At 65.8% G+C, this 25,125-nt stretch carries 28 protein-coding genes; 11 read left to right on the forward strand and 17 right to left on the reverse strand.

What is annotated here, in order from left to right; all coding sequences use genetic code 11:
- Nucleotides 1-280 precede the first annotated feature (280 nt).
- Entirely contained in the window at nucleotides 281-946 is a 666-nt protein-coding gene (locus Q8R61_RS07815) for a DsrE family protein (RefSeq protein ID WP_305535944.1), read from the reverse strand.
- A 186-nt stretch (nucleotides 947-1,132) separates the two neighbouring features.
- On the opposite strand from Q8R61_RS07815, the gene Q8R61_RS07820 reads away from it, so the two are divergent.
- Complete coding sequence (locus Q8R61_RS07820) at nucleotides 1,133-1,507, forward strand: sirohydrochlorin chelatase (protein WP_305535946.1); 375 nt, start codon at nucleotides 1,133-1,135, stop codon at nucleotides 1,505-1,507.
- A gap of 10 nt (nucleotides 1,508-1,517) precedes the next feature.
- On the opposite strand, the gene Q8R61_RS07825 is transcribed toward Q8R61_RS07820, so the two are convergent.
- Together Q8R61_RS07825 and Q8R61_RS07830 are read right to left on the reverse strand one after the other, a co-directional pair.
- Complete coding sequence (locus tag Q8R61_RS07825) at nucleotides 1,518-2,489, reverse strand: hypothetical protein (RefSeq protein ID WP_305535948.1); 972 nt, start codon at nucleotides 2,487-2,489, stop codon at nucleotides 1,518-1,520.
- A gap of 34 nt (nucleotides 2,490-2,523) precedes the next feature.
- Nucleotides 2,524-3,144, reverse strand: a complete 621-nt coding sequence (locus Q8R61_RS07830; protein ID WP_305535950.1) for a DUF502 domain-containing protein — start codon at nucleotides 3,142-3,144, stop codon at nucleotides 2,524-2,526.
- Between the two features lie 188 nt (nucleotides 3,145-3,332).
- Between Q8R61_RS07830 and Q8R61_RS07835 the strand changes: the two genes are divergently transcribed.
- The 3 genes from Q8R61_RS07835 (at nucleotide 3,333) to Q8R61_RS07845 (ending at nucleotide 5,665) form a co-directional block, all read left to right on the forward strand.
- Nucleotides 3,333-4,679: an EAL and HDOD domain-containing protein gene (locus Q8R61_RS07835; RefSeq protein ID WP_305535952.1), complete on the forward strand. Its 1,347-nt coding sequence runs from the start codon at nucleotides 3,333-3,335 to the stop codon at nucleotides 4,677-4,679.
- A 76-nt stretch (nucleotides 4,680-4,755) separates the two neighbouring features.
- Nucleotides 4,756-5,337 (forward strand): DUF3365 domain-containing protein, encoded by a 582-nt coding sequence (locus Q8R61_RS07840; protein ID WP_305535954.1) that lies wholly within the window; start codon nucleotides 4,756-4,758, stop codon nucleotides 5,335-5,337.
- A 49-nt stretch (nucleotides 5,338-5,386) separates the two neighbouring features.
- On the forward strand, nucleotides 5,387-5,665 hold the full coding sequence (locus tag Q8R61_RS07845) for a GIY-YIG nuclease family protein (protein ID WP_305535956.1): 279 nt from the start codon (nucleotides 5,387-5,389) through the stop codon (nucleotides 5,663-5,665).
- A 9-nt stretch (nucleotides 5,666-5,674) separates the two neighbouring features.
- Here Q8R61_RS07845 and rssA read toward each other — a convergent pair whose 3' ends face one another.
- From rssA to Q8R61_RS07860, 3 genes are all read right to left on the reverse strand, one after another.
- Nucleotides 5,675-6,613, reverse strand: a complete 939-nt coding sequence (gene rssA / locus Q8R61_RS07850; protein WP_305535957.1) for a patatin-like phospholipase RssA — start codon at nucleotides 6,611-6,613, stop codon at nucleotides 5,675-5,677.
- Nucleotides 6,614-6,740: 127 nt separating this feature from the next.
- Nucleotides 6,741-7,619 carry a PhnD/SsuA/transferrin family substrate-binding protein gene (locus Q8R61_RS07855; protein ID WP_305535959.1) on the reverse strand — a complete coding sequence of 293 codons (879 nt, stop codon included), beginning with the start codon at nucleotides 7,617-7,619 and terminating at the stop codon, nucleotides 6,741-6,743.
- A 139-nt stretch (nucleotides 7,620-7,758) separates the two neighbouring features.
- The gene (locus Q8R61_RS07860) at nucleotides 7,759-9,468 is read right to left on the reverse strand and encodes an adenosylcobalamin-dependent ribonucleoside-diphosphate reductase (RefSeq protein ID WP_305535961.1); all 1,710 of its coding nucleotides are present in this window, start codon (nucleotides 9,466-9,468) and stop codon (nucleotides 7,759-7,761) included.
- Between the two features lie 101 nt (nucleotides 9,469-9,569).
- Between Q8R61_RS07860 and Q8R61_RS07865 the strand changes: the two genes are divergently transcribed.
- The 5 genes from Q8R61_RS07865 (at nucleotide 9,570) to Q8R61_RS07885 (ending at nucleotide 14,667) form a co-directional block, all read left to right on the forward strand.
- Nucleotides 9,570-10,589 (forward strand): serine/threonine protein kinase, encoded by a 1,020-nt coding sequence (locus Q8R61_RS07865; RefSeq protein ID WP_305535963.1) that lies wholly within the window; start codon nucleotides 9,570-9,572, stop codon nucleotides 10,587-10,589.
- 135 nt (nucleotides 10,590-10,724) lie between these two features.
- Nucleotides 10,725-12,491 (forward strand): N-acetylglutaminylglutamine amidotransferase, encoded by a 1,767-nt coding sequence (locus tag Q8R61_RS07870; protein WP_305535965.1) that lies wholly within the window; start codon nucleotides 10,725-10,727, stop codon nucleotides 12,489-12,491.
- A gap of 154 nt (nucleotides 12,492-12,645) precedes the next feature.
- On the forward strand, nucleotides 12,646-13,875 hold the full coding sequence (locus tag Q8R61_RS07875; protein WP_305535967.1) for a lytic murein transglycosylase: 1,230 nt from the start codon (nucleotides 12,646-12,648) through the stop codon (nucleotides 13,873-13,875).
- 46 nt (nucleotides 13,876-13,921) lie between these two features.
- Entirely contained in the window at nucleotides 13,922-14,323 is a 402-nt protein-coding gene (locus Q8R61_RS07880) for a DUF2237 family protein (RefSeq protein WP_305535969.1), read from the forward strand.
- Complete coding sequence (locus Q8R61_RS07885) at nucleotides 14,320-14,667, forward strand: hypothetical protein (protein WP_305535971.1); 348 nt, start codon at nucleotides 14,320-14,322, stop codon at nucleotides 14,665-14,667. Before Q8R61_RS07880 ends, Q8R61_RS07885 begins: the two co-directional genes overlap by 4 nt.
- On the opposite strand, the gene Q8R61_RS07890 is transcribed toward Q8R61_RS07885, so the two are convergent.
- The 3 genes from Q8R61_RS07890 to Q8R61_RS07900 form a co-directional block, all read right to left on the reverse strand.
- Nucleotides 14,657-15,547, reverse strand: coding sequence for a DMT family transporter (locus Q8R61_RS07890; RefSeq protein ID WP_305535973.1), 891 nt, complete (start codon nucleotides 15,545-15,547; stop codon nucleotides 14,657-14,659). The two genes, Q8R61_RS07885 and Q8R61_RS07890, sit on opposite strands and share 11 nt — an antisense overlap.
- A 13-nt stretch (nucleotides 15,548-15,560) precedes the next feature.
- Nucleotides 15,561-15,977, reverse strand: a complete 417-nt coding sequence (rnk, locus tag Q8R61_RS07895) for a nucleoside diphosphate kinase regulator (protein ID WP_305535975.1) — start codon at nucleotides 15,975-15,977, stop codon at nucleotides 15,561-15,563.
- 105 nt (nucleotides 15,978-16,082) lie between these two features.
- On the reverse strand, nucleotides 16,083-16,721 hold the full coding sequence (locus Q8R61_RS07900; protein ID WP_305535977.1) for a HEAT repeat domain-containing protein: 639 nt from the start codon (nucleotides 16,719-16,721) through the stop codon (nucleotides 16,083-16,085).
- Nucleotides 16,722-16,748: 27 nt separating this feature from the next.
- Here Q8R61_RS07900 and Q8R61_RS07905 point away from each other — a divergent pair, with 27 nt between their 5' ends.
- Nucleotides 16,749-17,387 (forward strand): MBL fold metallo-hydrolase, encoded by a 639-nt coding sequence (locus Q8R61_RS07905; RefSeq protein WP_305535979.1) that lies wholly within the window; start codon nucleotides 16,749-16,751, stop codon nucleotides 17,385-17,387.
- 33 nt (nucleotides 17,388-17,420) lie between these two features.
- A complete protein-coding gene (locus tag Q8R61_RS07910) occupies nucleotides 17,421-18,785 on the forward strand; it encodes a rhodanese-like domain-containing protein (RefSeq protein WP_305535981.1) in 1,365 nt (454 codons plus the stop codon).
- Nucleotides 18,786-18,788: 3 nt separating this feature from the next.
- Here the strand turns inward: Q8R61_RS07910 and Q8R61_RS07915 are convergent, their stop codons facing one another.
- The 8 genes from Q8R61_RS07915 to Q8R61_RS07950 form a co-directional block, all read right to left on the reverse strand.
- Complete coding sequence (locus Q8R61_RS07915; protein WP_305535983.1) at nucleotides 18,789-19,688, reverse strand: arginase; 900 nt, start codon at nucleotides 19,686-19,688, stop codon at nucleotides 18,789-18,791.
- A 12-nt stretch (nucleotides 19,689-19,700) separates the two neighbouring features.
- Entirely contained in the window at nucleotides 19,701-20,153 is a 453-nt protein-coding gene (locus Q8R61_RS07920; RefSeq protein ID WP_305535985.1) for a hypothetical protein, read from the reverse strand.
- Complete coding sequence (locus tag Q8R61_RS07925; protein WP_305535987.1) at nucleotides 20,150-21,604, reverse strand: NAD-dependent succinate-semialdehyde dehydrogenase; 1,455 nt, start codon at nucleotides 21,602-21,604, stop codon at nucleotides 20,150-20,152. The genes Q8R61_RS07920 and Q8R61_RS07925 overlap by 4 nt, the downstream gene beginning before the upstream one ends.
- A gap of 10 nt (nucleotides 21,605-21,614) precedes the next feature.
- Complete coding sequence (locus tag Q8R61_RS07930; protein WP_305535989.1) at nucleotides 21,615-21,854, reverse strand: type II toxin-antitoxin system Phd/YefM family antitoxin; 240 nt, start codon at nucleotides 21,852-21,854, stop codon at nucleotides 21,615-21,617.
- 22 nt (nucleotides 21,855-21,876) lie between these two features.
- Nucleotides 21,877-22,173 carry a GIY-YIG nuclease family protein gene (locus Q8R61_RS07935; protein WP_305535991.1) on the reverse strand — a complete coding sequence of 99 codons (297 nt, stop codon included), beginning with the start codon at nucleotides 22,171-22,173 and terminating at the stop codon, nucleotides 21,877-21,879.
- A 50-nt stretch (nucleotides 22,174-22,223) separates the two neighbouring features.
- Nucleotides 22,224-23,102 (reverse strand): 2-hydroxy-3-oxopropionate reductase, encoded by an 879-nt coding sequence (locus Q8R61_RS07940; protein WP_305535993.1) that lies wholly within the window; start codon nucleotides 23,100-23,102, stop codon nucleotides 22,224-22,226.
- The gene (locus Q8R61_RS07945) at nucleotides 23,099-24,055 is read right to left on the reverse strand and encodes an AEC family transporter (protein WP_305535995.1); all 957 of its coding nucleotides are present in this window, start codon (nucleotides 24,053-24,055) and stop codon (nucleotides 23,099-23,101) included. The genes Q8R61_RS07940 and Q8R61_RS07945 overlap by 4 nt, the downstream gene beginning before the upstream one ends.
- Before the next feature lie 91 nt (nucleotides 24,056-24,146).
- The gene (locus Q8R61_RS07950; RefSeq protein WP_305535997.1) at nucleotides 24,147-25,094 is read right to left on the reverse strand and encodes a D-alanyl-D-alanine carboxypeptidase family protein; all 948 of its coding nucleotides are present in this window, start codon (nucleotides 25,092-25,094) and stop codon (nucleotides 24,147-24,149) included.
- Between the last annotated feature and the right edge of the window lie 31 nt (nucleotides 25,095-25,125).

Here is a 25,125-nt window from a genome sequence, read left to right on the forward strand (position 1 = left end):
GCGGTTTTCGGGTTGTCTGGCAAGGCGCGATGAGGCGCATGGCCGCTCCCTGCAACGAAGAGCAACGCGGCCAGGCGACCCGAAAATCGTGCAATCGGGTGCGTAGCGTTCTCACCCGCCAGGTGAAGGCGCACGTGGCTCAAAAACTTAATATCCATGCGGCGCTCCCAGCGCTTGTAAGGGGTCAACTGCGGTTTTTAGGATAATGCCAGGAGCTGCAGGCAATAAAAAACCCCGCCCGGCCGTTCGGCCCTGGCGGGGTGTGCGTGGCGGAGAACGGTTAGGGCTGGATGTAGGCGTAGCCGCGTGCCTGGAAATCGGCAATCGAGGTCAGGCCGGCGGTGGTGTATTCCATGCCTTCGATCATCTGGTCGGTGGTCGAGATGCCGGTGGTCAGGTATTTCGGCAGCGAGGTGATCGCCGTGCCCGGCTGGTTGAGGAAGGCGCGGGTGGTGTTCTGGCAGAAGTAGAACTTGACGCCGCGCGCCATCAGTCCACGGATCGTGCCTTCGAACGGGTTGCGGCCCGAGACCGTGGTGCCGTCGCCCCGGACCGAAGTATCCTTGAGCGCCATCCGCCCGCCCGGGCTGTGCAGCACGACCACCATTTCGTAGTCCTTGCCCGGTTTCATGCCGTGGGTGACTTCATAGTCGTCGAGCATGTTGCGGATATTGTTGAGGCCGTAGGGTGAGGCTGCGCAGGCTTCCGGGGTGGCGGCGCTGGTGCAGAACTGATTGATCTGCACGACCATTTTCACGTTGTGGCGTTGCTTGAGGCACTGGGTCAGGTCCTGCGTACCGGGACCGAATTCGTCGTCCATGCTGATGCCGCTGACCAGGCCCACCGGGCATGCGTTATTGCCCTTCTTGTTTTTGTCGTGGGCCAGTACGGGCATCGAGACCAGCCCGGCCATCAGCAGGGCGAGCAGCGTTTTCATCGCGTTCATTGTCTTCCTCCTTGGTATGGATTAACCCCCTCTCTTGGCGGGGTCGTCGGATAGTCGGCGTCGCGTGTAGGACAAACAACGACACATTTCTACCAACACGCCGCATCGACCGGAATCCTTGGCCTTGGGGAACCCCCCGGGCGGAATCCGCTCACTGTGATGTCATTGATAAAGGAATTTACCGCCATGCCCAGCCTGCTCATCATTGCCCACGGCAGCCGCCGCGCGGCGTCCAACGACGAAGTCCGCGCACTTGCCGATGCGGTGCGCGCGCAACCCGGCCAGACCTACGACCATGTCGAGGCGGCGTTTCTGGAACTGGCGGAGCCGGGCATTCCGGACGGGCTGGCGGCGCTGGCGGAAAAAGGCGTCACCGAGATCGTCGCCTTCCCCTACTTTCTGGCAGCCGGCACCCACGTGGCACAGGACATTCCCGATGCCATTGCCGAATTCGGCGCGCGTTACCCGCAGGTCGGCGTGCGCTTGACGCCGCATCTCGGTGCCTCGATTGCGCTGCCGACGGCCATCCTCGACATCAGCGGCCTCGACGCGGCCGGCTGATGCGGCGGCCTCAGATGTCCTGACTCTCGGTGCTGCCGAGTTCGATATAGAACATCGGCATACCCTCATCCTGTTGCTGCGGGCGTGGCTGACTGCGTACCAGCGCCGCTTCCACGCGCGCCGCCTGCAGTGCCGCGCGGTCGATGACGGCGGGATACAGGCGGAAGTGTTTCTCGATCGATTCGGCCTGCTGGCAGGCGCTGGCCTCCAGCGCGCTGCGGGTGGCGGGGTCGAGGTGCGGCAGCAGCAGCATCCACGGCGCCTGCCAGGCGTGGTAGTCCTGCACCAGCCGGGTGTGCGCGGCATCCATGCCGGCGGTGGCGATGAAGCGCGGCGGAAAGGCGTCCGCATCCAGCACGCGGCCGTGCAGCGGCTCACCCCCCTGCAGCGTATGCAGCCCCAGCCCGGCGCCGTCGTCGGTGCGGCAAAACCACTGCGCCACACCGCTGGCCAGTGCATTGACATGGCGCGTCAGGTAGACGCTGGCCGGCTCGGTCAGGCCGGCAATCGCGGTACTCTGAAAATGCTCCTGTGCGGCAATGCCGGCGCGCCAGTCCAGCGGCGGCCGGGTGTCGGTTTCGCTGTGGGTGCGCACGCTGTGCAGCAGCGCCAGCGGCCGGTCGTCGCGGTCGAGCAGCCAGAGCTCGAAGGCATCGCGGAATTTGAAGGGCACCTCGCGATGCACCTTGAGCAGGTGTTCGTAGGCCACCGCGCCCATGTCCTCCAGCCGCTTGAAGTCGTCCGAAGGATAGAGCGGGCCGCGCTTGAGGCCCTTTTCCGCCGACCAGTGGCCGTAGCGGATGTCGGAAATCTGCGCACGCTTGCCGGCGCGCCCGAGACCGTCAAGCAGGGCGTCGTTGGCCACATAGATGTCCCACTCGACGCCGTCGGTGGTCACCGCCTCGGCCGACTGATAGCGAATGATGTGCACCACCCCGCGAAACGGGTTGAGCAGGCGTTGGGCATAACATTCGATCTGCATGATTAACGCGATCTCAACGGGGCAGGCGACCGCATCATGGCTTCGTCCTGGCGGGTGAGCCGTCCTTGGCGCTTGTGCTCATCCAGGCAAACAGCGACGAACGCATCGCCTCTTCCACAGACATGTCGATCGGCTGCACCCACGCGCGCGGCACAAACACCGTATAGCCGCCGATCATGTAGCCCATCGGCAGGTAGACGGCCACGCGGTCGCCCTGCAGGAAGCCGGGAGGCAGGTCGTCGACGCGCTGGCGGGTGATCAGCCCCACGATTTCGAGATCGTGTCCCGGCAGTCGCAGCGCCACCACGGTCTGCGGGGCCGCTGCGTTGCGGCGGGGCGAAAAATAGGCCGCAAAATCCTTCAGCGAGGAATAAATGCTCTTCACCACCGGCAGGTTGGTGAAGGGCAACTCCAGCAGCGCCAGCAGCGGGCCGACCCAGCGCTGCGACATTAGCACGCCGAGCAGCACAATGCCGCTGATGCCCAGCAACAGCCCCAGGCCCGGTACATAGAAGTCGCCGATGAAGGGCCGGATCACCTGCATCGCCAGCGTCTCGCTCCAGCTCAGGAAAAGATACAACAGGTAGACCGTCAGCCCGAGGGGCAGGGCGGCGATCAGACCGCGAAAAAAATACTGGGAAAGATTTTTGAACAATTTGAACCCCGGAAAGCATGTTGAATCGTGCCGCCTGCTCTCAATAGCATAGCAGCGGCCGGTAGCTAGAATGGGTGGACGGCACCCCCACGGGTGCCCAAAATTTTTTGGGCCGGGGCTACAGTCCCGTCAGCCGGTGCCGATGTCATCATTGATGGGCCCCGGTTTTTTTTGCAAAGGAGTGAGGCGTGCTGAATCGTTTGGTTGGAATGTTGTCAGGGAAGGACTCAGCCGCCGCGCCGCCCAAGCGCGTATCGACAGTCGAGGCGGAAAAGCCGGCAGAAAAGGCGGCATCCAAGTCGTCCTCTGTGATGCGCCGCGAGGCCATGCTGGGCCGCGACCAGAAAGTGGCCGCTTACACTTTCATGCTGCGCCGGGTGCTGGATGAGCAGACCGACCTCAGCCTGCCTGACGTGCAGCGCCTCTATGACGAAACCCTGCTCGCGAACCTGGAGCGCATGGACATCGCGCGCCTCCTGGGGCAGCGACTTGCCTTCGTGCCGATCGCGCCGGCCACGCTGAACCATCCGCTGATCGAGAGCTGGCCGGCTGCCGGCACCGTGTGGATTTTGAACATCAACCAGCAGACGCTGATTGATGAAGCCTTGCTGACCCGCATGGCCGCACTGAAAGCGCGCGGCTTCAATTTTGCCGTGCTGGCCGAGGCCGTTGCGAACCCCAGCCGACACGGCCTGCTGTTGCACGCCGACTATGTGCTGATGGACGCCAGCAGCGAGGACATTCCGGCCATTACTGCGCAGATGGCGGCCATCTCCAAGGTGGCGGCGGGCAAGCGCTTCGTGGCGATGGACGTGCAGTCGCTCGAAGGCTTCCACATGTGCCACAAGCTGCAGTTTGCGCTGTTCATGGGGCCGTTCATCACCCGTCGCGAGAACCTCGGCAACCCGACCATGGGGCCGTCGCGTGCCAAGGTGCTGGACCTGATGAACCGGGTGCGCACCGGTGCCGAGCAGCCGGAACTGGCGATCCAGTTCCGTCATGATCCGGCGCTGTCGGTGCGCCTGCTGCGCTACGTCAACTCGCCCGGCATGGGCCTGCTGAACAAGGTCGGCGGCATCGAGCAGGCGCTGATGGTGATGGGCCAGGACAAGCTGTATCGCTGGCTGACGCTGATCCTGTTTACCGGCGGCCAGGCCCAGGAACTCGATTCGGCGGTGCTGGAAAACGCCCTGGTGCGAGGCCGGGTGGCCGAGCAGCTGGCCGGGCGTGCGCTGTTTGCCAAGGCGCGCGACGAGATTTTCGTCGCCGGCCTGTTTTCCTTGCTCGACGTGGTGATGCACATGCCGATGGAAGATGTGCTGAAACAGATCAGCCTGCCTGCCGAAATCACCGAAGCCATCATCGCGAACAGGGGCCCGTACGCGCCCTACCTCGCGCTGGCGATCGCCTGCGAGCAGGACGACCAGAGCAGCATCGAGACCCTGGCCAAGCAGATCGGCCGCGAAGTGGACGACATCAACAAGGTGCACATGGACGCGCTGCTGTGGGCGCAGGAACTGTCAGCCGACGTCTGAGCGTCCATAAAAACTTTCAATTGCCGACCAAAAGGGCCGCCGGGTAGTATTAAGCAACTACCTCGGAGGAGCCCCCATGAACAAGCCAGCCTTGATTGCACTCACCCTGCCCTTTCTGTTCGCCGGCTGCGCCAGCGGGCCCAGCGCGGAGGAACAAGCCGCCATGGTGGCCGATGCGCGCAAGGCGAGTGGTGCCCTGATCCAGAAACTCGGCGGCGAGCTGAAAACTGCGCTGGGCGAGAAGGGGCCGGATGGAGCGATTGGCGTATGCAAGGAGCGCGCGCCGCAGATTGCCGCCGACGTGTCGAAGCAGTCCGGATTCGAGGTCAAGCGCGTTAGCCCGAAAAACCGCAACCCGGCGGGCGTGCCCGACGCCTGGGAAGCCCAGGCCCAGGCCGGGCTGGAAAAGCGGCTGGCGGCTGGCGAAAAGCCGGAAACGCTAGACACCTGGCAGGTGGTCAGCACGTCTACAGGCAAGCAGTTCCGCTACGCCAAGGCGTTGCCGGTGCAGCCCGTGTGCCTGAGTTGCCACGGCGATTCGGCAGCGATTCCCGATGGCGTGAAAGCGCGCCTCGCAGCCGAATACCCGCTGGACAAGGCGACCGGCTATGGGCCGGGCATGGTGCGTGGCATCGTGTCGGTCAAGCGCCCGCTGTAAATCCTGACGTTCATCAAGTTCCGCGCTGCAACGCAATGAGCGCGGTGTGATGGGCCGGCACAGCGATACCGCCGCGTGGTGCGTCTACATGCTGCGCTGCGCCGACGGCACCCTCTACACCGGCATCACCACGGACGTCACGCGCCGTATCGCCGAACACAACGGCGAGGGCGGCCCGGGCGCGCGCTACACGCGCAGCCGGCGGCCGGTGGCGCTGGTTCATGTCGAAGCCGCGGTCAGTCGCGCCGACGCCTGCCGGCGTGAAGCCGCAATCAAGCAGCTCGACCGTGCGCGCAAGCTGGCGCTGTGCGCCACGCCCATTTCCTGACCTGTCTTTTCAGAAGTCGACGCGTTGCCGCAGCTGCGACAACGCTTCTTCGACCGCATGTTGTCCGGCCTCGATCGCGATGCTGGCGCGGTGAAAATCCATCAAGGCCACGTCCGCCAGCATCGGCGTGATCATGACGTCCGCCGGCTCGCCTGCCAGCCGGCTGCGCGTGATCAGCACCTGCATGATGTTGATGCTGGATGCCAGTACGTCCAGCATCGCCGGGGGCCCGGCTTCGTCGCGGTGATTGATGCCGAGTTGCGACATGCCGTTCTGGATGCGCGCCATGACCGTGTCGGCCAGGGTGTCCGGCGCGGCCGGCGTGCGCTTGCGCGAGGTTTTGAGCGGCCGGGGCTTCAGATGCCGGCCCAGCAGGTCGGTATTGAGGTCGACCGCGATCACGATGTCGGCGCCCATCGCGCGGCACAGGGATACCGGCACCGGGTTGACCAGGCCACCGTCGACCAGCCAGCTGCCGTCGCGCAGGACCGGTGCGAACAGGCCGGGCAGCGCGATCGACGCATGCACCGCCTCGGTCACCGGGCCGTCGCGCAGCCAGATTTCGCGGCCGCGCCGCAGGTCGGTGGCGACGGCGCCGAACGGGCGTTCAAGGTCGGTGATGTCGCGGTCGACAAAATGGCTGCGAAAAAAATCGATCAGCTTGTTGCCCTTGATCAGACCGCCCCCGAGCGAAAAATCGAGGAAACTCACCACGGTCTGCAGTTTGAGGCTGCGCACCCAGGTTTCCAGCCGGTCGAGATCGCCGTCGACGTAGGCGGCGCCCACCAGCGCACCAATCGAGGTGCCGCAGACGATGTCCGGCTCTACGCCGGCATCCTTCAGGGCGCGGATCACGCCGATGTGCGCCCAGCCGCGTGCGGAGCCGCTGCCCAGGGCGAGGCCGATGCGCGGACGGGGGGGCGACGACGTCGGGGGGGATGTTTTCATGGGCGAGCGTGAAAGACCGGCAAGTCCGCATTGTGACGTGTTTGCGGGCCAGGCGGGAAGCCGGGGACACTGTCTGGAGGCGCAAAAAAAAGGCCTCGAATCGAGGCCGCAGGAGGGAGGAGACGGTTTACCTGGAAGGAATCAGGTCGTTATAGAGCCGCTTGTTTTCCTGAATCAGCTGGTTGGAGCTGGTGTATTCCCCGGCATGGGTGGGCAGCGTATCGGCCGCCCCGGCGGCGCTGCCGGAAATCGCCGCGAGCGCACGTTTGCCTTCGGGATGCTTGCCCAGGCCGACGAGAACGCCCGTCAGTTTTTTCCGCTCAGCCTCGCTCAGGCTCTTGTCGATGCTGAGCGCGAATCCGGGGACGCGGACCGATTCGCCGACGACCTTGTATTTGCCCGGATTCTGTTCGTTCATGACACGCCAGGCGCCGGAGCCGGTGCAAATAGCGTCAAGTGCGCCGGTCGACAATTGCTGGATCATGGCGTCCTGGAAGCGGCCTTCGTACAGGGCAGCGAAGTCTTTCTTCTGGCTCAAGCCGGATTTTTTCAATACATCCACGCACAAGGGCCCGGCTGCGGTATCGCGCGCGGCGATGCCGACCCGGGCGCCTTTGAGGTCGGCAACGGCTTTATAGGGCTTGTCTGTCGGCACGACGACCACGCCGAAAATCGGCTTGTCCCATTTGGCGACAGGCTCGAAGCCATCCGTGATGGCATCCGCCGTCACCTGGGGTGGGCTCAGCAGGAGGGCGTAGCGGCCCGCGCCGAGGCGACGTTCCATGTTGCCGAAGCTCTGGCTGATTTCCAGCCGGATCGTGTGGCCGGTGGATTTGGCGATGTGCTCGGCCAAGGGGTCGAACATGGCCTTGAGTTCGGCCTGATTGTCTTTGCCCGCGCTGCCGGCAAAGACACCCATGCGAAGGTCGGCGGCCTGGGTGAGCAAGGGAAGGCTGAGCAGCGCACCCAGAATCAGGATGCTTCGCAGCGGGGCGGATCGGAACATTGCGGCAATTCTCCAAAGGGTCGTTGAAGCGTGAGGTGTGCCATCCGGATAGCCGGCTGGCAGCCAACAACACCTTTTCGGAATGAATCCTGGAGAACTTGAGATGCCGGCTTGATGCGCCGACGAACGGCTGTCGTAACTAGTCTGCCTCGCGTTCGATGCCGCAACACTGAACCCGCTCGGCCGCCGGCTCGCTCAGGATGGCGCCGGTGACGGCGTTGGGACGGAACACCGTGCAGCCCTTGAGGCCGAGCGCGTGCGCCTGCCGGTAGAGGTCGGCGAAGCGTTCGAACGGCATCTCGGCGGCGACGTTGATGGTCTTGGAAATGGCGTTGTCGACATAAGGCTGCAGCGCCGCCTGCATGGCGAGATGGGCCAGCGGGTCGAGCTGGCGCGCCTCGACGAACGCCGGCGGCACCCCGCTGTTGCCCTGCGCCCGCCAGCGCTGCAGGGCGGAGTCGAGCACGGCGTGGGTGCGGTAGCTGCCGTCCGGCTGCAGCACGCGGCGCTCGGCCTCGCCGGCAAAAATTGGCTCGATCCCGCTGGAACAGTTGTTGGCCAGCAGGCTGATGGTGCCGGCCGGCGCGATCGCCAATAAATGGCTATTGCGGAGGCCGTGCACGGCGATGGCCTCGCGCAGGTCCGCCGGCAGTCGACTCGCAAAACCGCTCGCCAGAAACGCGTCGCGCGAGAAAGCCGGAAAGGCGCCTTTCTCGCGCGCCAGCTCGATCGAGGCCCGGTAGGCGGCATCGCGCACCGTCTGCATCGCCTGCGCCGCCCGCTGGCGCGCGGCTTCGCTGTCGTAGCGGAATCCCAGCAGCACCAGCGCGTCAGCCAGCCCGGTGACGCCAAGGCCGATGCGCCGCTTGAAGCGCGCTTCGCGCGCCTGCGCCGGCAATGGATAGCCCGAGACGTCGATGACATCGTCGAGGAAGCGCACGGCCAGGCGCGTGGCCTCCGCCAGCGCGCCGAAATCGAGCTGGGCCGCCGGAGAAAACGGCGCGATCACGAACGCGGTGAGGTTGAGCGAGCCGAGGTCGCAGGCGCCGTAGGGCGGCAGCGGAATTTCGCCGCAGGGGTTGGTGGCTGAGAGCGTTTCCAGGCTGCCCAGCGTGTTGTCGCGGTTGATGGTGTCGACGAACAGCACGCCGGGTTCGGCGGTGTCGTAGGCCGCGCGCAGGATGCGCTGCCACAGCGCGCGCGCCTTCAGCGTGCGCGTCGCGGCGAGGCCGGGAAACATCAGCGGCCAGTCGGCGTCGTCCGCCACCGCCGCCATGAAGGCGTCCGTCACCAGCACCGACACGTTGAAATGCCGCAGCACCGCGGGATCGCGCTTGGCGTCGACGAAGGTCTCGATGTCGGGGTGGTCGCAGCGCAGTGTTGCCATCATCGCGCCGCGCCGCGCGCCGGTCGACAGCATGGTCGCGCACATCGCGTCCCAGATGTGCATGAAGGACACCGGGCCGGAGGCGATGGTGCCGGTGGCGGCGGCCTCCATGCCGGCCGGCCGCAGCGTGGAAAAATCGTAGCCGACGCCGCCGCCCTGCTGCATGGTGAGCGCGCCTTCCTTCAGCGCTTCGAAGATGTGTTCGAGGTCGTCGGCGATTTCGCCCATGACGAAGCAGTTGAACAGCGTGACATGACGGTCGCTGCCGGCCCCGGCGAGGATGCGGCCGGCGGGCAGGAAGCGGAAACCGTCCAGCAGCCCGTGGAAGCGCTCTGCCCAGACGTCGGCCGCATCGCCTTCGGCCTGCGCGATCGCCTGCGCCACCCGCTGCCAGCTGGCGCGGATGTCGGCCTCGCCGGCGGCACGGTAGCGGGTCTCCCAGATCAGGCGGGAGATCTCCATGCTGAAAGGGTCATTCGTCTTCATAGGGATGCGATGTGACGCGACGTTTGAGGCATTATCTGTCCAGCTTCGACTTTGAGCATAGCCGCTTTGCCTTTCCCATGATGGATGTGTCCCACCCCTATTCCGCGCTGACCCCCGACTGCGCGCTCGACGCGCTCGACAGCACTGGCCTCAGGGCCGACGGCCGCCTGCTGGCGCTGAACAGCTACGAGAACCGCGTCTACCAGATGGGGGTGGAGGATGCCGCGCCGGACGCTCACCCTGCGGGCGGTTCGGGGGCAGCGCCGGTGGTGGTCAAGTTCTACCGCCCCGAACGCTGGAGCGACGCCGCCATCCTGGAGGAGCACGCGTACACGATCGATCTCGCCGCGCGCGAGATCCCGGTGGTTGCGCCGCTGGTGTTGAACGGCGCCACGCTGCACGCCCACGCGGGTTTTCGCTTCGCGGTATACCCTAAGCAGGGCGGGCGCATGCCCGAATTCGACCGCGCCGACACGCTGCAGTGGATGGGGCGCTTTCTCGGCCGCATTCACGCCGTCGGCGCGCAGGCCGAGTTTGCGCAGCGGCCTGCGCTCACCCTTGAAACCTTCGGCACCGCGTCGCGCGATTTCCTGCGCGACGGCCACTGGCTGCCGTCCGATTTGGTCGCAGCGTGGGACAGCGTGGTCGAGCATGCGCTGTCCAGTGTGGCGATCTGTTACGAGCGCGCCGGCGCCGTGCAGGCCATCCGCCTGCACGGCGACTGCCACGCCGGCAACGTGCTGTGGACCGAATCGGGGCCTCATTTCGTCGACTTCGACGACAGCCGCATGGGGCCGGCGGTGCAGGACCTGTGGATGCTGCTGTCGGGCGAGCGCGATGAGCAGCAGACGCAGATCAACGACATCCTCAAAGGCTATGAAGACTTCATGGACTTCGACCCGCGCGAACTGCATCTGGTCGAGGCGCTCAGAACCCTGAGGCTGATCCACTATGCGGCCTGGCTCGCCCGCCGCTGGGACGACCCGGCCTTTCCCGCCGCGTTTCCGTGGTTCAATACCCAGTTGTACTGGCAGGCGCGCATCCTCGAATTGCGCGAGCAGATCGCGCTGATGGACGAGCCGCCACTGGTGGCATGAAAGCGTGTCCACGCAGGACACGACAATGTCGGTGGAAAATCTACACTGAGTGCATGCGCGCGGACATTCACACGCGAAAGATCCCCTTTCGTGTGCCTTCGCGCCCGGCGTGGAAAAAAATGAGATCGATACACAATGTGCGGCATCGCAGGTGAATTCCGGTTCGACTACAAGGCGCCCGAGCCCGACATCATGGCGCGCATGCTGGCGAAGCTGGCGCGGCGCGGGCCGGACGCCGAGGGCCAGCACGCCGACGGCGCGGTGCGGCTGGGCCACCGCCGGCTGGCGATCATCGATCTGTCGACGCGCTCGCAGCAGCCGATGGTCGATGCGGCGAGCGGCACCGCGCTGGTGTTCAACGGCACCATCTACAACTATCCTGAACTGCGCGCCGAGCTGATCGCGCTCGGCCAGGTCTTCCATTCGGACGGCGACACCGAGGTCATCCTGCGCGCGTACCTGCAATGGGGCGAGGCCTGCGTCGAGCGCCTGCACGGCATGTTCGCGTTCGCCATGTGGAATCGCGAGACACTGTTCCTGGCGCGCGACCGTCTTGGCATCAAGCCGCTGTACTACAGTGAAACCCTCGGTTGCTTCCGCTTCGCCTCGACCCCGCAGGCGCTGATTGCCGCGGGCGGCGTCGACACCGGCATCGATGCGGTCGCGCTGCACCACCTGTTCACGCTGCATGCGGTGGTGCCGGCGCCGCGCACGATCTTCAACGGCATCCGCAAGCTCGCGCCTGGCACCACGCTGACGGTGAATACGCGCGGCGAACTCAGCCACAGGAAATACTGGTCGTTGCCGGCGCAACGACCAGCGACGGCGCGAACCGACGCCGAGTGGACCGAGGCGATCCACGAAAGCCTCCGTCAGGCGGTGAAAAAGCGCATCGAGATCGCCGACGTCAAGGTCGGCGTGCTGCTCTCGGGCGGGCTGGATTCGAGCCTGCTGGTGGCCTTGCTGGCCGAGCAGGGGGTGCCCGACCTGATGACCTTCTCGGTCGGCTTCGAGGACCAGCCGGAAGAGCGCGGCAACGAGTTTGAATACTCCGATCCGGTGGCGGCGATGTACGGCACGCGCCACCACAAGTATCTGATCCCGAATGCCGAGGTGCTGCGCCGCCTGCCGGAGGCGGTGGACCAGATGTGCGAGCCGATGTTCGCGCAGGACGCGGTGGCTTTCTACCTGCTGGCCGAGCAGGTCAGCCAGGCGGTCAAGGTGGTGCAGAGCGGGCAGGGCGCCGACGAGGTGTTCGGCGGCTATTTCTGGTATCCGCGCATGGTGGCGGACACGCAGGGCTCGCCGCTGGAACGCTTCCGCCGCCATTACTTCGACCGCGACCACGACGAATTCCTCGACATGACCTTGCCGGCGTATCACGGGCCCGACTACACGGGCGAGCTGATCGCCGCGCACCTGGCGGAACCTTTTGCCGACGAATTCATCGATCAGGTGTTGCGCATGGATACGACGATGCTGATCACCGATGATCCGGTGAAGCGGGTCGACAACATGACCATGGCATGGGGACTCGAAGCACGCGTGCCTTTCCTCGATCACCAACTGGTGGAACTGGCGGCGGCGATGCCACCCCACCTCAAGCTGGCGTCGGAAGGCAAGCACGTGCTGAAAAGCATTGCGCGCGGTCGGGTGCCGGACGCGGTGATCGACCGCAAGAAGGGCTATTTCCCCATGCCCGCTCTCAAATTCGTACGTGGAGACTTCTTGAACTTCATGCAGGACATTCTGAATTCCCAGGCCTGCCGCGAGCGCGGCCTCTACCATCGCGCCTACGTCGACAGGCTGCTGGATGCCCCCGAGCAGCACCACACCCGCATCCAGGGCAGCAAGCTGTGGCATATGGCGCTGCTCGAATACTGGCTGCAGAAAAATGGTTAATCGCCTTGGGCCCAGCGTTCGCCCCCTCTACCCCTTCGGGGCACCGAGGTCCCGCTTGCGGGGGATAAGCAGCGACTTGCCCGCTTGCGGGCTTAGTCGAGTGCTTAGTCGTTTCACCAGGGTTGGGGAGGGGGCGGTTTGGGCATTGCTTCTGATGGCGACGCTCGTCAGCCTGCCGGTCCACGCCCAGGCCACCTTCGACGACTGGCTGGCCGCCTTCCGCCAGGACGCGGCGGAACAAGGCATTTCCGCCGCCACGCTCGACGCTGCGCTGAGCGGAATCACGCCGATCGAACGCGTGGTCGAACTCGACCGCCGCCAGCCCGAATTCCTGCAGACGTTTTCCGATTATCTTGGCCGGCGTGTCAATGCGCAGCAGGTTGAACGCGGTCAGGCAATGCTCGCCGAACACGCCGCGCTGCTCGATGCGGTCGAACAGCGCTACGGCGTGCCGAAAACCGTGCTGGTGGCATTCTGGGGGCTGGAAACCAACTACGGGTCCACACTCGGCAGCCTCAACATTCCGGCCAGCCTCGCCACGCTGGCTTTCGACGGCCGCCGCAGCGCGTTCTTTCGCAGCCAGCTGCTCGATGCGCTGCGCATTATCGACGGTGGGCATGTGGCCGCCATCGATATGAACGGTTCGTGGGCGGGCGCGATGGGGCATATGCAATTCATGCCATCGACCTTCCGCGCCTATGCGGTCGATGCCGATGGCGATGCCCGCATCGACCTGTGGCAGTCACTGCCCGATGCCATGTTTTCGGCGGCGAACTACCTCACACGCGCAGGCTGGCGCCAGGGCGAACCGGTGGCGCTGGAAGTGCGATTGCCGGCCGGCTTCGATTTTCGTGGGATCGGCGTGAATCAGCGCCAGCCGGTCGCCGACTGGGCCGCGCGCGGCGTACAGGCGGCGGACGGCAGCGCCCTGCCGGGCACTGGCCGCGCTGCCGTCGTGCTGCCGCAGGGCTGGCAGGGCCCGGCCTTCATGGTCTACGACAACTTTGACGTGGTGATGCGCTGGAACCGCTCGGTCAATTACGCACTGGCGGTGGCTCAGTTGTCATGGCAGCTGGCAGGTGGCGCGCCGCTGGTTGCGCAGCCGGGCGAAGCTGGCGCGCTCAGCACGGCACAGCTGCAGTCCCTGCAGCTGGCCTTGAATGCGCTTGGCTTCGATGCCGGGCCGGAGGATGGCCTGCTGGGCCCGCGCACGCAGGCTGCGCTCCGCCAGTATCAGGCGGACCACGGCCTGCCGGCCGACGGCTATCCCGCGCCCAGCGTGCTGGCGCACGTCGAGCGCAAGCATGCCGACATGGTGGGCGCGGCCCTGATTGGCCCGCTGACCGATCCCCAGCCCGGCGACGCGCCGCCGACCGCCCCCTGAGCCCGGTTGTGCTATTTTCTGCAAAGGACAAGATGGAGGGAATCGAGTGAGTGACGCGCGCAATGTGCTGGGCGGTCTGCTGCAGGTGTGCAGCGTGTCGCCGATGACCGGCTTCGTGCGCGACGGCGTCTGCCATACCGGTCCTCAGGACATCGGCAGCCACACCGTGTGCGTGCAGATGACCGAGGCCTTTCTCGATTATTCGCTGCAGCACGGCAACGACCTGATCTCCCCGGCGCCGGAATACGATTTCCCCGGGCTGCAGCCGGGCGACCGCTGGTGCATGTGCGCCGCGCGCTGGCTGCAGGCCGCCGAAGACGGCATGGCGCCGCCGGTGGTGCTGGAGGCCACCCATGCGCGCGCGCTGCAGCAGATCGCGCTGGGCGATCTGGAATACCACGCGCTGCGCACACCCGATTACCCCGGCCAGGATTTCACCCCCCGATGAGCCTGCAATGCTGGAAATGCGGCGCCAGCCTGGCCGGCATGCTGCTGCCGCTGTCGCGCCGTGAAACCTGTTCCAGTTGCCGCGCCGACCTGCACGTGTGCAAGCAGTGCCGCCATTTCGATGCGCACCGTGCCGGTCAGTGCCGCGAGCTGGCGGCCGATCGCGTCGCCGACAAGACGCGATCCAACGATTGCGGCTGGTTCGTGCCGCGGCCGGAAGCCTACAAGGGCGGTGGCGCGGCGATCGCGCAGGCCAGCCGCAGCGCACTCGACGCCTTGTTTTCGAAACAGGACGCCGGCACGTCGGACACCCCCGCCTCGGTCGACGACCTGTTCAAGAAATAACGGGCCGGCGCAGCTGGCGCAGCGCCTGCCATTCGTACAGCAGCAGCCCCGCGCCGATCAGTGCAATGCCGGCCCAGCCGAGCGCAGGGATGTGTTCCTGGTTCAGCGTTTTGCCCAGCAGCAGCGCAGCCACCGGCGTCACCAGCATGATCAGCGCGACGCGGCCGGCGTCAAGCCGCTTGATCACGTAGTAATACAGCGTAAACCCCACCAACGATCCCAGCACGCCGAGATAGACGATGGACATCGCCGCGCGCAGCGTAATGTCCGGCGGCAGCTGCGCGGCATCGGCCACCAGCCATGCCACGATCAGGAAGGGTGTAGCGACGCCGAGCGAGCCGGTGGTGATGGAGAGCGAGGAAATACGCACGTTGAGCCGCTTGATCCATACCAGCCCCAGCGCCTGCGTCGTCATGCCGGCCACCACCGCGGCGGTGCCGAGCGTGGCATGGCCATCGCCCGGCCACGGTTGGCCGAAGATCAGCCACAGCCCCGCCAGGGCGAGCGCCAGCCCCGCGATGCGCAGCGGCGTCAGCGTGCGCTCGGACAGCCACAGCGCGGCGAACACCCCGGTCAGCAGCGGCGACAGGCCGAAGATCACCGAAATCAGCCCCGACGGAATATGCAGCGCCCCCCAGGAGGTGAGCAGCATTGACACACCCAGTGTGAGACCGCTGATCGCATACAGCCGCCGCGCCGCCGGCGTGAAGGGAAACGTGGTGCGGGTGGCGAACAGCAGCAGGACGCAGAGCGCCAGCCCGATCAGCATCCGCCCCATCACGGCGAAACTGAAGCTGGACCCCTGCGCGCCCCACTGGATGGCGAGCGGCGTGGTCGACCAGATCAGGATGACGCCGAGGTAGGCGGCAGGCAGAGACATGGCGCCTGTTGGATCAGCGCATGAAATCGCCCGCGCGTTCGGGCTGGTAGGGGAGGTCGACGATGCGCGCACGCACGGTTTGTCCGTTCGGCGCCAGCCATTCGATCTGCTGGCCGACCGCCAGACCCAGCACCGCGACGCCGGCGGGCGCGGCGACCGACAGCTGGTCGGGCGCACCGGTGAAATCGCGCGGATAGACGAGGGTCGCTTCCACTTCGCGCCCGGCCGGCTCGACCACGAAGCGCACGCGCGAATTCATCGTCACCACGTCGGGCGGCATCGCTTCGGCGGGGGTGATCTGTGCGCGGTCGAGTTCCTCGCGCAGCGCCTCCACGCCGGGCTGGCTCTCCGGCAGCGTGGCAAGCAGGGTTTCGAGGCGCTCCAGATCGCGCTCGGATACGGTGATGGCGGGGCGGGTGGTGATTTCCATGGCGGTCTCCTAAAGCAGGCTCAAAAATGAAAACCGCCCGGGCCGAAGCCCGGGCGGTGTTGCACAAAACTATAGCACCGAAGCGGCGTCAGGGCCAGCCCGTGGCTAGAGCGGCGGCGGCAGGTTTTCCAGACTCTCGGCCGCGATCTCCCGCACGTCGGCATCGTCGTCCGTCGTGCGCGCATCCAGCCAAGGCCGTGCGGCGGCATCGCCGGTGAGGCCGAGGGTGTGGCAGGCGTCCGCCCGCACCCGTGCGTCGGGGTGCCGTGACAGTTCGCCCAGGTGCGGAATCAGCGCCGCCAGGGTGCGGGTGCCGGCGAAGGCCTCGAACAGCACGCCGGCGCCCAGCCGTACGTTGAGGCTGGCGTCGACGTTGCCGACAATGGGGAGCACCGCGGCGAGCAGTGCCGGCTCGGCATCGATGAGCGTCTGCACTCTCGGCAGCTGGCCTTCCTTCAACAGCAGATGGAACCAGTCGGCGAGCCCCTCCTCGTTGTCGGCCTTGGCCGCCCAGTCGGCGAGTTCGGCCTTGCCGTGCACGCCGGTGAGCTCGATGCGTCCGATGCGTACCCACGGCACCGAGCGCACGCCGAGCGCCTGACCCACTTCGGGATGCTGTTCCAGGTTCACCGCTTCGAACCGGCCGATCGCGCCCTGTTTCACCAGGTCAGCGAGCGCAGATAGCATCGCCGGGCAGTGCGGGCAGTGGGTGGAAATCAGCAGCAGGACGTCGGGTGCAGGCATGGATCAAATCGGCGGATAATTCGATGCATGGAATTTACCATCCTCCCCGTCACCCCGTATCAACAGAACTGCTCGCTGGTGTGGGACGCAGCCGGCCGGGCGGCGCTGATCGACCCCGGCGGCGAGGCCGAACGGCTACTCGCCGAAGTGGCGCAGCGCAGCCTCACGCTGGAAAAAATCCTGCTCACCCACGGCCACCTCGACCATGTCGGCGCGGCGGTCGAGCTGCGCGATGCGCTCGGCATCCCGATCGTCGGCCCCGAGTGCAGCGAGCAGTTCTGGCTCGACCTGCTGCCGCAACAGGCGGAACTGTTCGGCTTTCCGCCTGCGGTGGCGTTCACGCCGGACCAGTGGCTGGAGGACGGCGATGCGGTCGAGGTGGGGGCGATTCGCTTCGAGGTGCTGCATTGCCCGGGACACACGCCGGGCCATGTGGTGTTCTACCAGCCGGAGGCGCAGCTGGCCTTCGTCGGCGACGTGTTGTTCAAGGGTTCGATCGGCCGCACCGATTTTCCGCGCGGCGACCATGCGGCGCTGCTGGCCGCCATCCGCGGCAAGCTGTTTCCGCTGGGCGATGCGGTGCGTTTCGTGCCGGGCCACGGCGCGATGTCCAGCTTCGGGCACGAACGCCGCGAGAACCCTTTCGTCGGCATGGCGTCGGAATGATGCATACCCTGTAAAAAACACCAGGAGACTGCCATGACCCCCACCCTGATTCTGCGCGCGCTGTTACCTGCCACCCTGCTGCTGAGCGCGTCCGCGCAGGCGCAAAACCTGTCCACCGTCGTGCTGCCGATTCCGGAGGCGCCGTCGCTGACGCAGGCCGCGCAGCGCATATTGGACGCGACCAACAAGCGGGTGCCGCAGATCGACACCGCCGGCCTCGTCGCCCAGCTGAAGGCGCAGCCGAACACCGTGGTCATCGACGTGCGCACGCCGGCCGAGCTGAACATGCTGGGCGGCTACATCGACGCGCCGCGCTTTTTCAACATCACGCGCGGCTGGCTGGAATTCCAGATCGAAGCGGCGGTGCCGGACAAAAACACGCCCATCGTCGTCTATTGCGGCGCCAACCAGCGCAGCCCGCTTGCCGCCGACACGCTGATGAAGCTCGGCTACAAGAACGTGAAGAATTACCGCGACGGCTTCTTCAACTGGAAGCGTGCCGGCTTGCCCCTGCAATACCCCGACAAGGCGCCGGCTTCCTTCCTCTATGATCTGCCGCAGGAAGTCATCCCCGGCGTGTGGTCGGCGATCGGCGCCACCGCGCCCGGCACCTACGACAACTCCGGCCACAACAACAACCTGTCCTTCGTCATCACCGACGACGGCGTGCTGGTGGTGAATGCCGGCGACAACTACCTGCTCGCGCAAAGCCTGCACGAGGAAATCAAGAAGCGCACCACGCAGCCGGTGAAATACGTCGTGCTGGAAAACAGCCAGGGCCACGCCATGCTCGGCTCCAACTACTGGAAGGAACAGGGCGCCACCATCATCGCCCACCGCGACACCGCCAAGCAGATGGAGGTGACCGGCCACGACGTGCTGGCGGGCATGCGAAACCGCGCGCGCGACAAGGCCTTCAAGACCGAGTTCGTGATGCCGGATAAGCTCTATGACGACAAGCTCGACCTGAAAATGGGCTCGTGGAATCTGCAGATCCTGCACCTCGGCCCCTCGCACAGTCACGGCGACACCATGGTGTGGCTGCCCGAGAAGAAGCTGGTGATCGCCGGCGACACCGCCTTCCACATCCGCATGCTGCCCATTTTCGAGGACACCGACACCGCCAAGTGGGTCGAGACCTGGAAGCTGTTCGAGGCACTGGGCGCCGAGACAGTCATCCCCGGCCACGGCGGGCCGACCGACATGGCCACCGTGCGCAAGTGGACGCGCGACTACCTGGTGCACCTGCGCGCGAAAATAGCCGACGTCGTCAAGGCCGGCGGTTCGCTCGACGATGCCTACAAGGTCGACCAGTCGGCGTATATGCACCTGCACACCGCCGACGAACTCGCACGCAGCAATGCCGGGCGCGTGTTCCGGGCAATGGAATTCGAGTAAACGCTAGCGCGGAGTTTTCAGCGGCGCAATCGCGTCGACCAGCACGCCGGCAGCGCCGGCGGTGACGCGGTCGTGATCGCGGCGCGGGTTGTATTCGACGATTTCCATCGCGACGAAAGCCGGGTCATCGCGCAGCCGCGATAACGCGGCGGCGAGCTCGGCACAGCTCAGCCCGCCCGGCACTGGCGAGCCGACCCCGGGCGCTTCGCCGGGGTCGAGCGCATCCAGGTCCACGCTGACGCCGAAACCGGCGGTGCCCTGCCGCACAATGGCAAGCGCTTCGTCGAACACCTTGGCCAACCCACGTTCGCGGACTTCAGTCATGTCGAACACCCGCACCCCGATCCGCTGCAACAGCGCGGCCTCGCCCGCCTCGAAGCTGCGCACGCCGATCAAACACACGTGCGCGGGCTGCAGCGTAGCGCCCGCGCCGTCGATTCTGGTGAGCGCGCTTTCGCCGTGGCCGAGCAGCGCGGCCAGCGGCATGCCGTTAATCTGCCCGCTCGGGGTGGTGGCGAAGGTGTGGCTGTCCATGTGGGCGTCGATCCAGATCAGGCCGACGGGGCCGCGCGCGGCCAGCGCGCGGTGCACCCCGCTCCAGGTACCGATGGCGCAGGAATGGTCGCCGCCCACCACCAGCGGAAAATGGCCCCCCTGCAGCACCGACGCAACTTCGTCGGCCAGCCGCTCGCCGAGCGCCGCGACGGCGTGCAGCGGCGTGTCCGTTGCGTCGCGCGGTACGCGCAGGATCGTGTCCCACGCCACGTGCTGCAGCGGGGTGTCGTGAAAAACGGCGGCGCGGCGCAGCGCCGCCGGCCCGGTGGCGGTCGAGGGGTCGGGCGCGCCGGCGCCGCTGGCGGCGCCGATGATAATGAGTGAGCGGGGAACTGCAGTCTCATTCATGGCGTCCGCCGGCTACTTCATCCAGACGTGGGATTCGATTTCGGTGATGCTGCCGTCTTCCATGACCGCGCTCACGCCCAGAATCCGGCAATCGTCCTGGCCCGGCACCGGGAGTGGTGCATTCAGGTTCGAGTAGATCTTGATCCGCATCGCGCGGCCGGCAAGCTCGTAGACGTATTCGACGCGGACCGGGACAATCATGGCGCGGGCGATTGTTTGGCCGAACACCGTCAGCTCGCCGCGATCCACTGCCTGCAGAAAGCGATCAACCAGCTTGCCCGGATCTTCGATCCTGGGCAGGCCAGGATCGATCAGGTGCTTGGGCACGGGCACCGAAGCCCGCGCGCTTTCGATCGCGGTTGCGGACAGCAGAAGCACGGCAAAAACCGCCTGCAACAGGCTGGCGGGACGGCCCTGCAGCGCGGGCGATGGATGATTTCCGACGGTGGACACGCATGCGTTCATCCCAATCCTCCCAGGTTCACGTATTTGGTTTCCAGATAGGCGTCGATGCCGCTGCGGCCGCCTTCGCGCCCCAGCCCCGACTGTTTGACGCCACCGAAGGCCGCTTCGGCGGTGGAAATCAGGCCGGCATTGATGCCGACCATGCCGTATTCGAGCTGCTCGGCCAGCCGCCAGGCGCGGCCGAGGTCGCGCGTGCAGGCGTAGGCGGCCAGGCCATAGTCGGTGTCATTCGCCATCCGGATCACCTCAGCCTCGTCATGAAAGCGGATCAGCGGCGCCACCGGGCCAAAAGTCTCGTCGCGGCAGATCTGCATCGCGGGCGAGCAGCCGGCGAGCACCGTCGGCTGGAAAAACTGCCCGCCGAGCGCATGGCGTGCGCCGCCGGTCAGCAGCGTTGCGCCCCGCGCCAGCGCGTCGGCGATGTGCGCCTCGACCTTTTCCAGCGCGGCAGCGCTGATCAGCGGGCCGATTTCCACATTCGGCGCGAAGCCCTCGCCCACCTTCAGCTGCGCCACGGCGGCGGCCAATTTTGGGGCAAAGGCGTCGTAAATCGCGTCCTGCACGAACACCCGGTTGGCGCACACGCAGGTCTGTCCGCTGTTGCGGTATTTGCTGGCGAGCGCCGCGTCCACCGCGGCGTCGAGGTCGGCGTCGTCGAACACGATGAAGGGCGCATTGCCGCCGAGTTCGAGCGAAACGTGTTTGAGCGTCGACGCACTTTGCGCAAGCAGCTGCCGGCCCACGGCTGTCGAGCCGGTGAACGAGACCTTGCGCACCAGCGGATGCGAAGTCAACACGCTGCCGATCGTCGCCGCGTCGCCGGTGACGACGTTCAGCACCCCCGGCGGCAGACCCGCCCGCTGCGCCAGCTCCGCCAGCGCCAGCGCGGTGAACGGCGTCTGCGATGCCGGCTTCGCCACCACCGTGCAGCCGGCGGCGAGCGCCGCGCCGGCCTTGCGCGTCAGCATCGCGGCGGGAAAATTCCACGGCGTGATCAGCGCCGCCACCCCCACTGGCTGGCGCAAGGTGAACATGCGCCGGTGCGCCCACGGCGACGGCACCACGTCGCCGTAGACCCGCCGCGCCTCTTCGGCAAACCACTCGATGAAGCTTGCTGCGTACCCGATTTCGTCACTCGCCTCGGCCAGCGGCTTGCCCTGCTCGCTCACCATGATCGCGGCGAGGTCGTCGCGGTGGGTGAGTATCAGGTCGAACCAGTGACGCAGCAGCTGGGCGCGGGTTTTGGCCGGCAGGTCGCGCCAGGCGGGAAAGGCGGCGTGGGCAGATTCGATGGCGCGTTCGACATCGGCAACAGTGCAGCGCGGCGCATGACCGATGACGTGCGCATTGGCCGGGTTGTGAACGGCGAATTGCGCGCCGCCGGTGGCGTCCCGCCATTCACCGCCGATCAAGGCCTGTTGCCGGAAAAGTACAGCATCATCAAGCTTCATGTTAAGCACATCAGTCAAGCTCCTTGGCACTTGTGTCGAGAGGTTCAGACATGCCTTCCTTGATGGCCCCATGCATGCCCGGCACCGAAAGAAGAAAGAGTGATTCCTGAATTGCTTTCCAGTCTACTTTCGACACCAGTACCGCATTGGTGTGCTCGCCAGCGATCAGAATCGGTTCATGCGAATCGGTTACCAGATCAATCAGGCGATTTAGGCTTGCACGCGCTGCGTTTATGGTGATCGTGCGCATAGCGGATGTGTTGGGCTTTATTTCATTCAGCCAACCTGCACGGGCTGAATTTTGGCCACTGGTTGTAACCAATGATTGGGTTGTTTGCCTGCAACGAGAGAATGTACTCGACCTCTTTGCGATTGACCTCGGTATCAGACGCGGTATCCGACTCCCAAAGGATTTCTCTCTTGATGGCGAAGCCTTGGCGTTGTTCGCGGGTAAAGTCCTTGGCAATGAGCGCGTCACTGGCGCTACCGAAATAATTGATGCTGTCGGTCAGGTCTTTACCGACGTAGATTTTGTTGTTTGGATAGGTGATCTTGTAGATCACTTTCATTGATCACACTCCAGTTGCACGCGGGCTACAGGCTGTGCTGCGCCCCATTTTCATTTCCCCTCGCCGACCAGCCGCTCCAGCGCCCGCATGAGGGCCGACGAATCGAGTTCGCTGTCGCCGGCACCCATCAGCGCGTTCATCTGCTGCGCGATCAGCGCGGCACCGGGCAGGGGCGTGGCGGTTTCCTGCGCGTTGTCCATGACGATGGCCATGTCCTTGTGGTGCAGCTTCACCTTGAAGCCGGGCTTGTAGTTGGCGTCGAGCATGCGCTGGCCATGGACATCGAGGATGCGGCTGCCGGCGAATCCGCCCATCAGCGCTTCGCGCATCTTGACCGGGTCGACGCCGTTGCGGCGGGCCAAGAGAATGGCCTCGGCGACGCCCTCGAAGGTGAGGCCGACGACGATCTGGTTGCAGCATTTGACGACCTGGCCGGCGCCGTGGCCGCCGACGTGGACGATGTTCTTGCCGAGCACTTCGAACAGCGGCAGGATTTTTTCGAAAATCGGCGCTTCGCCGCCGACCATGATCGACAGCGTGCCGTCCTTGGCGCCGGTTTCGCCGCCCGACACCGGGGCGTCGAGCATGTGCACGCCGCGTTCGGCCAGCGCCGCGGCGATGCGGCGGGTGGCAGCGGGCGCCACGGTGCTCATGTCGACGATGGTGTGGCCGGGGCGGGCGCCGTGGACCAGGCCGCGGTCACCGAGGATGATCTGCTCGACGTCGGTGGTGTCGGAGACGACGGTGAAGGTGATGTCGGATTCGGCGGCGACTTCGGCGGGCGTGCCCTTGCCGAGGGCGCCGGCGACCAGCATCGGTTCGATGCGATCGAAGCGGCGGCCATAGACAAACAGTTGGTGCCCGGCGGCCAGCAGGTTTTCCGCCATAGGGCGGCCCATGATGCCGCTGCCAATGAATCCGATTTTCATGATGCGATGCCTTTCACGACCACAAGCCAGAATGGCAGCGTAACCAATCCCACCAGCGTTGACCAGCCCATGATCAGGCCCGCCAGCCGGGTGTCGAGTCCGAAGCGGTCGGCCAGCGCAATCACCATCACCATGGTCGGCATGGCGGCTTCCAGCACGGCGGCCTCGCCGGGCTCGCCGAGGGTGCCCGGCCAGGCCAGCGCAATGCCCAGCGCCAGCAGCGGCATCAGCGCCAGCTTGATGCCGAGCGCGACGAAAACGGCCTTCTGCGGCCGCAGATCGTGCCAGGGAATGGTCAGTCCCAATACGAACAGCATCAGCGGAATGGTCGGGCTGCCGGCCCAGTGCGCGGCTTCCACCAGCGGCTCGAGCCCCAGCCCGGACAGGTTGACCGCGATGCCGGCCGCGAAGCCCCATACCGGCGGCAGCTTCAGCCACATCTTCAGAAAATTGGCGTGTTCAGTGTGCTTGCCGCAGCGAAAGGCGATCCACACACCGAGCGACCATACCAGCGGCGTGGTCGCCAGCATGTCGGCGAAGAACGGATAACGCGCGCCGGATTCGCCGTACACCGTGGTGAGAAAGGGGTAGCCGAAGAACAGCACGTTGCCGAAGCCGGACGCCAGCATGATGGCGCCGCGCTGGGGCCGCGACAGGCCGCGTCCGAGCGGGGTGGCAAACAGCGCCAGTGCGGCGAGCCCGAGGCCGAACAGCGTGGCGACACCGAGGATCAGCGGCAGTTGCAGGATGCTGAGATCGACGGTGGCGGTGGCGCCCGCCGCAAAAAACAGCATGGGCGCGAAGAAATTGAGCACCAGCCGGTTGATTTCGCCGCGCAGGCCGACGATGGAAATGCCGGTTTGCCAGCGCGGCCAGTTGGCGCCGGCGGCGATCAGCAGGGACAGGGGCAGCAGCGTTTTCAGCAGCAGTTGCTGCGCGAGGTCGGGTGACATGCCGGGCGACGCGGGTGATGAAGTAGACCCATCATAACGCCGCGACCCCGCTCGAAGGCGGGGTCGCGAGGGGCGGAGACGAAACGCGGGATCAGGTGCGCGAGGCGGGGGTCTGGCGGGCGTCGTAAGACTCCAGCCATTGCTTGATGCGGGTGGCGTCACCGGCGCGGCGGCTGGTGCCCTGCGCGTCGAGCAGCACGATGATGACATCGCGGTTGGCCACCTGCGCCTGCATCACCAGGCAGTGCCCGGCTTCGTTGATGAAGCCGGTCTTGGACAGGCCGATATGCCAGTCCTCCGCGCGGGTGAAGCGGTTGGTGTTGTTGAACGCGACCGGCCGATACTGCACCTGCTTTTTCTTCTGCTTGGTTTTCACCACCACGCGCTGGGTGCCGAGCGTGTAGCTGCCGGCCGTGCTGATGTGGTTGATCTCGGGGTAGTTCTGATGCGCGTAGCCGACGAGGCGTGCGAGGTCGAGCGCGGTCGAGCGGTTGCCGCTCGACAGGCCGGTGGGTTCGACGTACACCGTGTCGTGCATGTTCAGCGCGCGCGCGGTACGGTTCATGGTGGCGACAAAGCGCTCCATACCGCCCGGATAGGTGCGTCCCAGCGCGTGGGCCGCGCGGTTGTCGGACGCGATCAGCGCCAGATGCAGCAGCTGGCCGCGGGTATAGCTGGCGCCGATCGCCAGGCGCGAGCCGGTGCCCTTGAGCGTGTCGCGGTCGGCATTGGTGATGGTGATTGTTTCATCGAGCGGCTGGCCGGCGTCGATCACCAGCATGGCGGTCATCAGCTTGGTGATGGAGGCGATCGGCGTTTGCTGGGTGGCGTTCTTTTCCAGCAGCGGCTGCCCGGTGGCCTGATCGAACACCAGCACCGAGTGCGCGCTCAGGGCGGGCATCGATGCCGCCTCGAACGTCTGCCGGGACGGCGCTTCGCCGATCGCGTTGCTCCATTGCAGGGTGGCCTGACCCTCGAGCGCGGCAGCGCCCGTGTGGATGCACAACAAAATCAATCCGGACAGAACAGCAGATTTCATGTGGGTGGACTCTAATAAAGGTCGCAGGAAT

The organism is Thiobacillus sp. (genome assembly GCF_030696885.1).
Lineage (GTDB): Bacteria > Pseudomonadota > Gammaproteobacteria > Burkholderiales > Thiobacillaceae > Thiobacillus.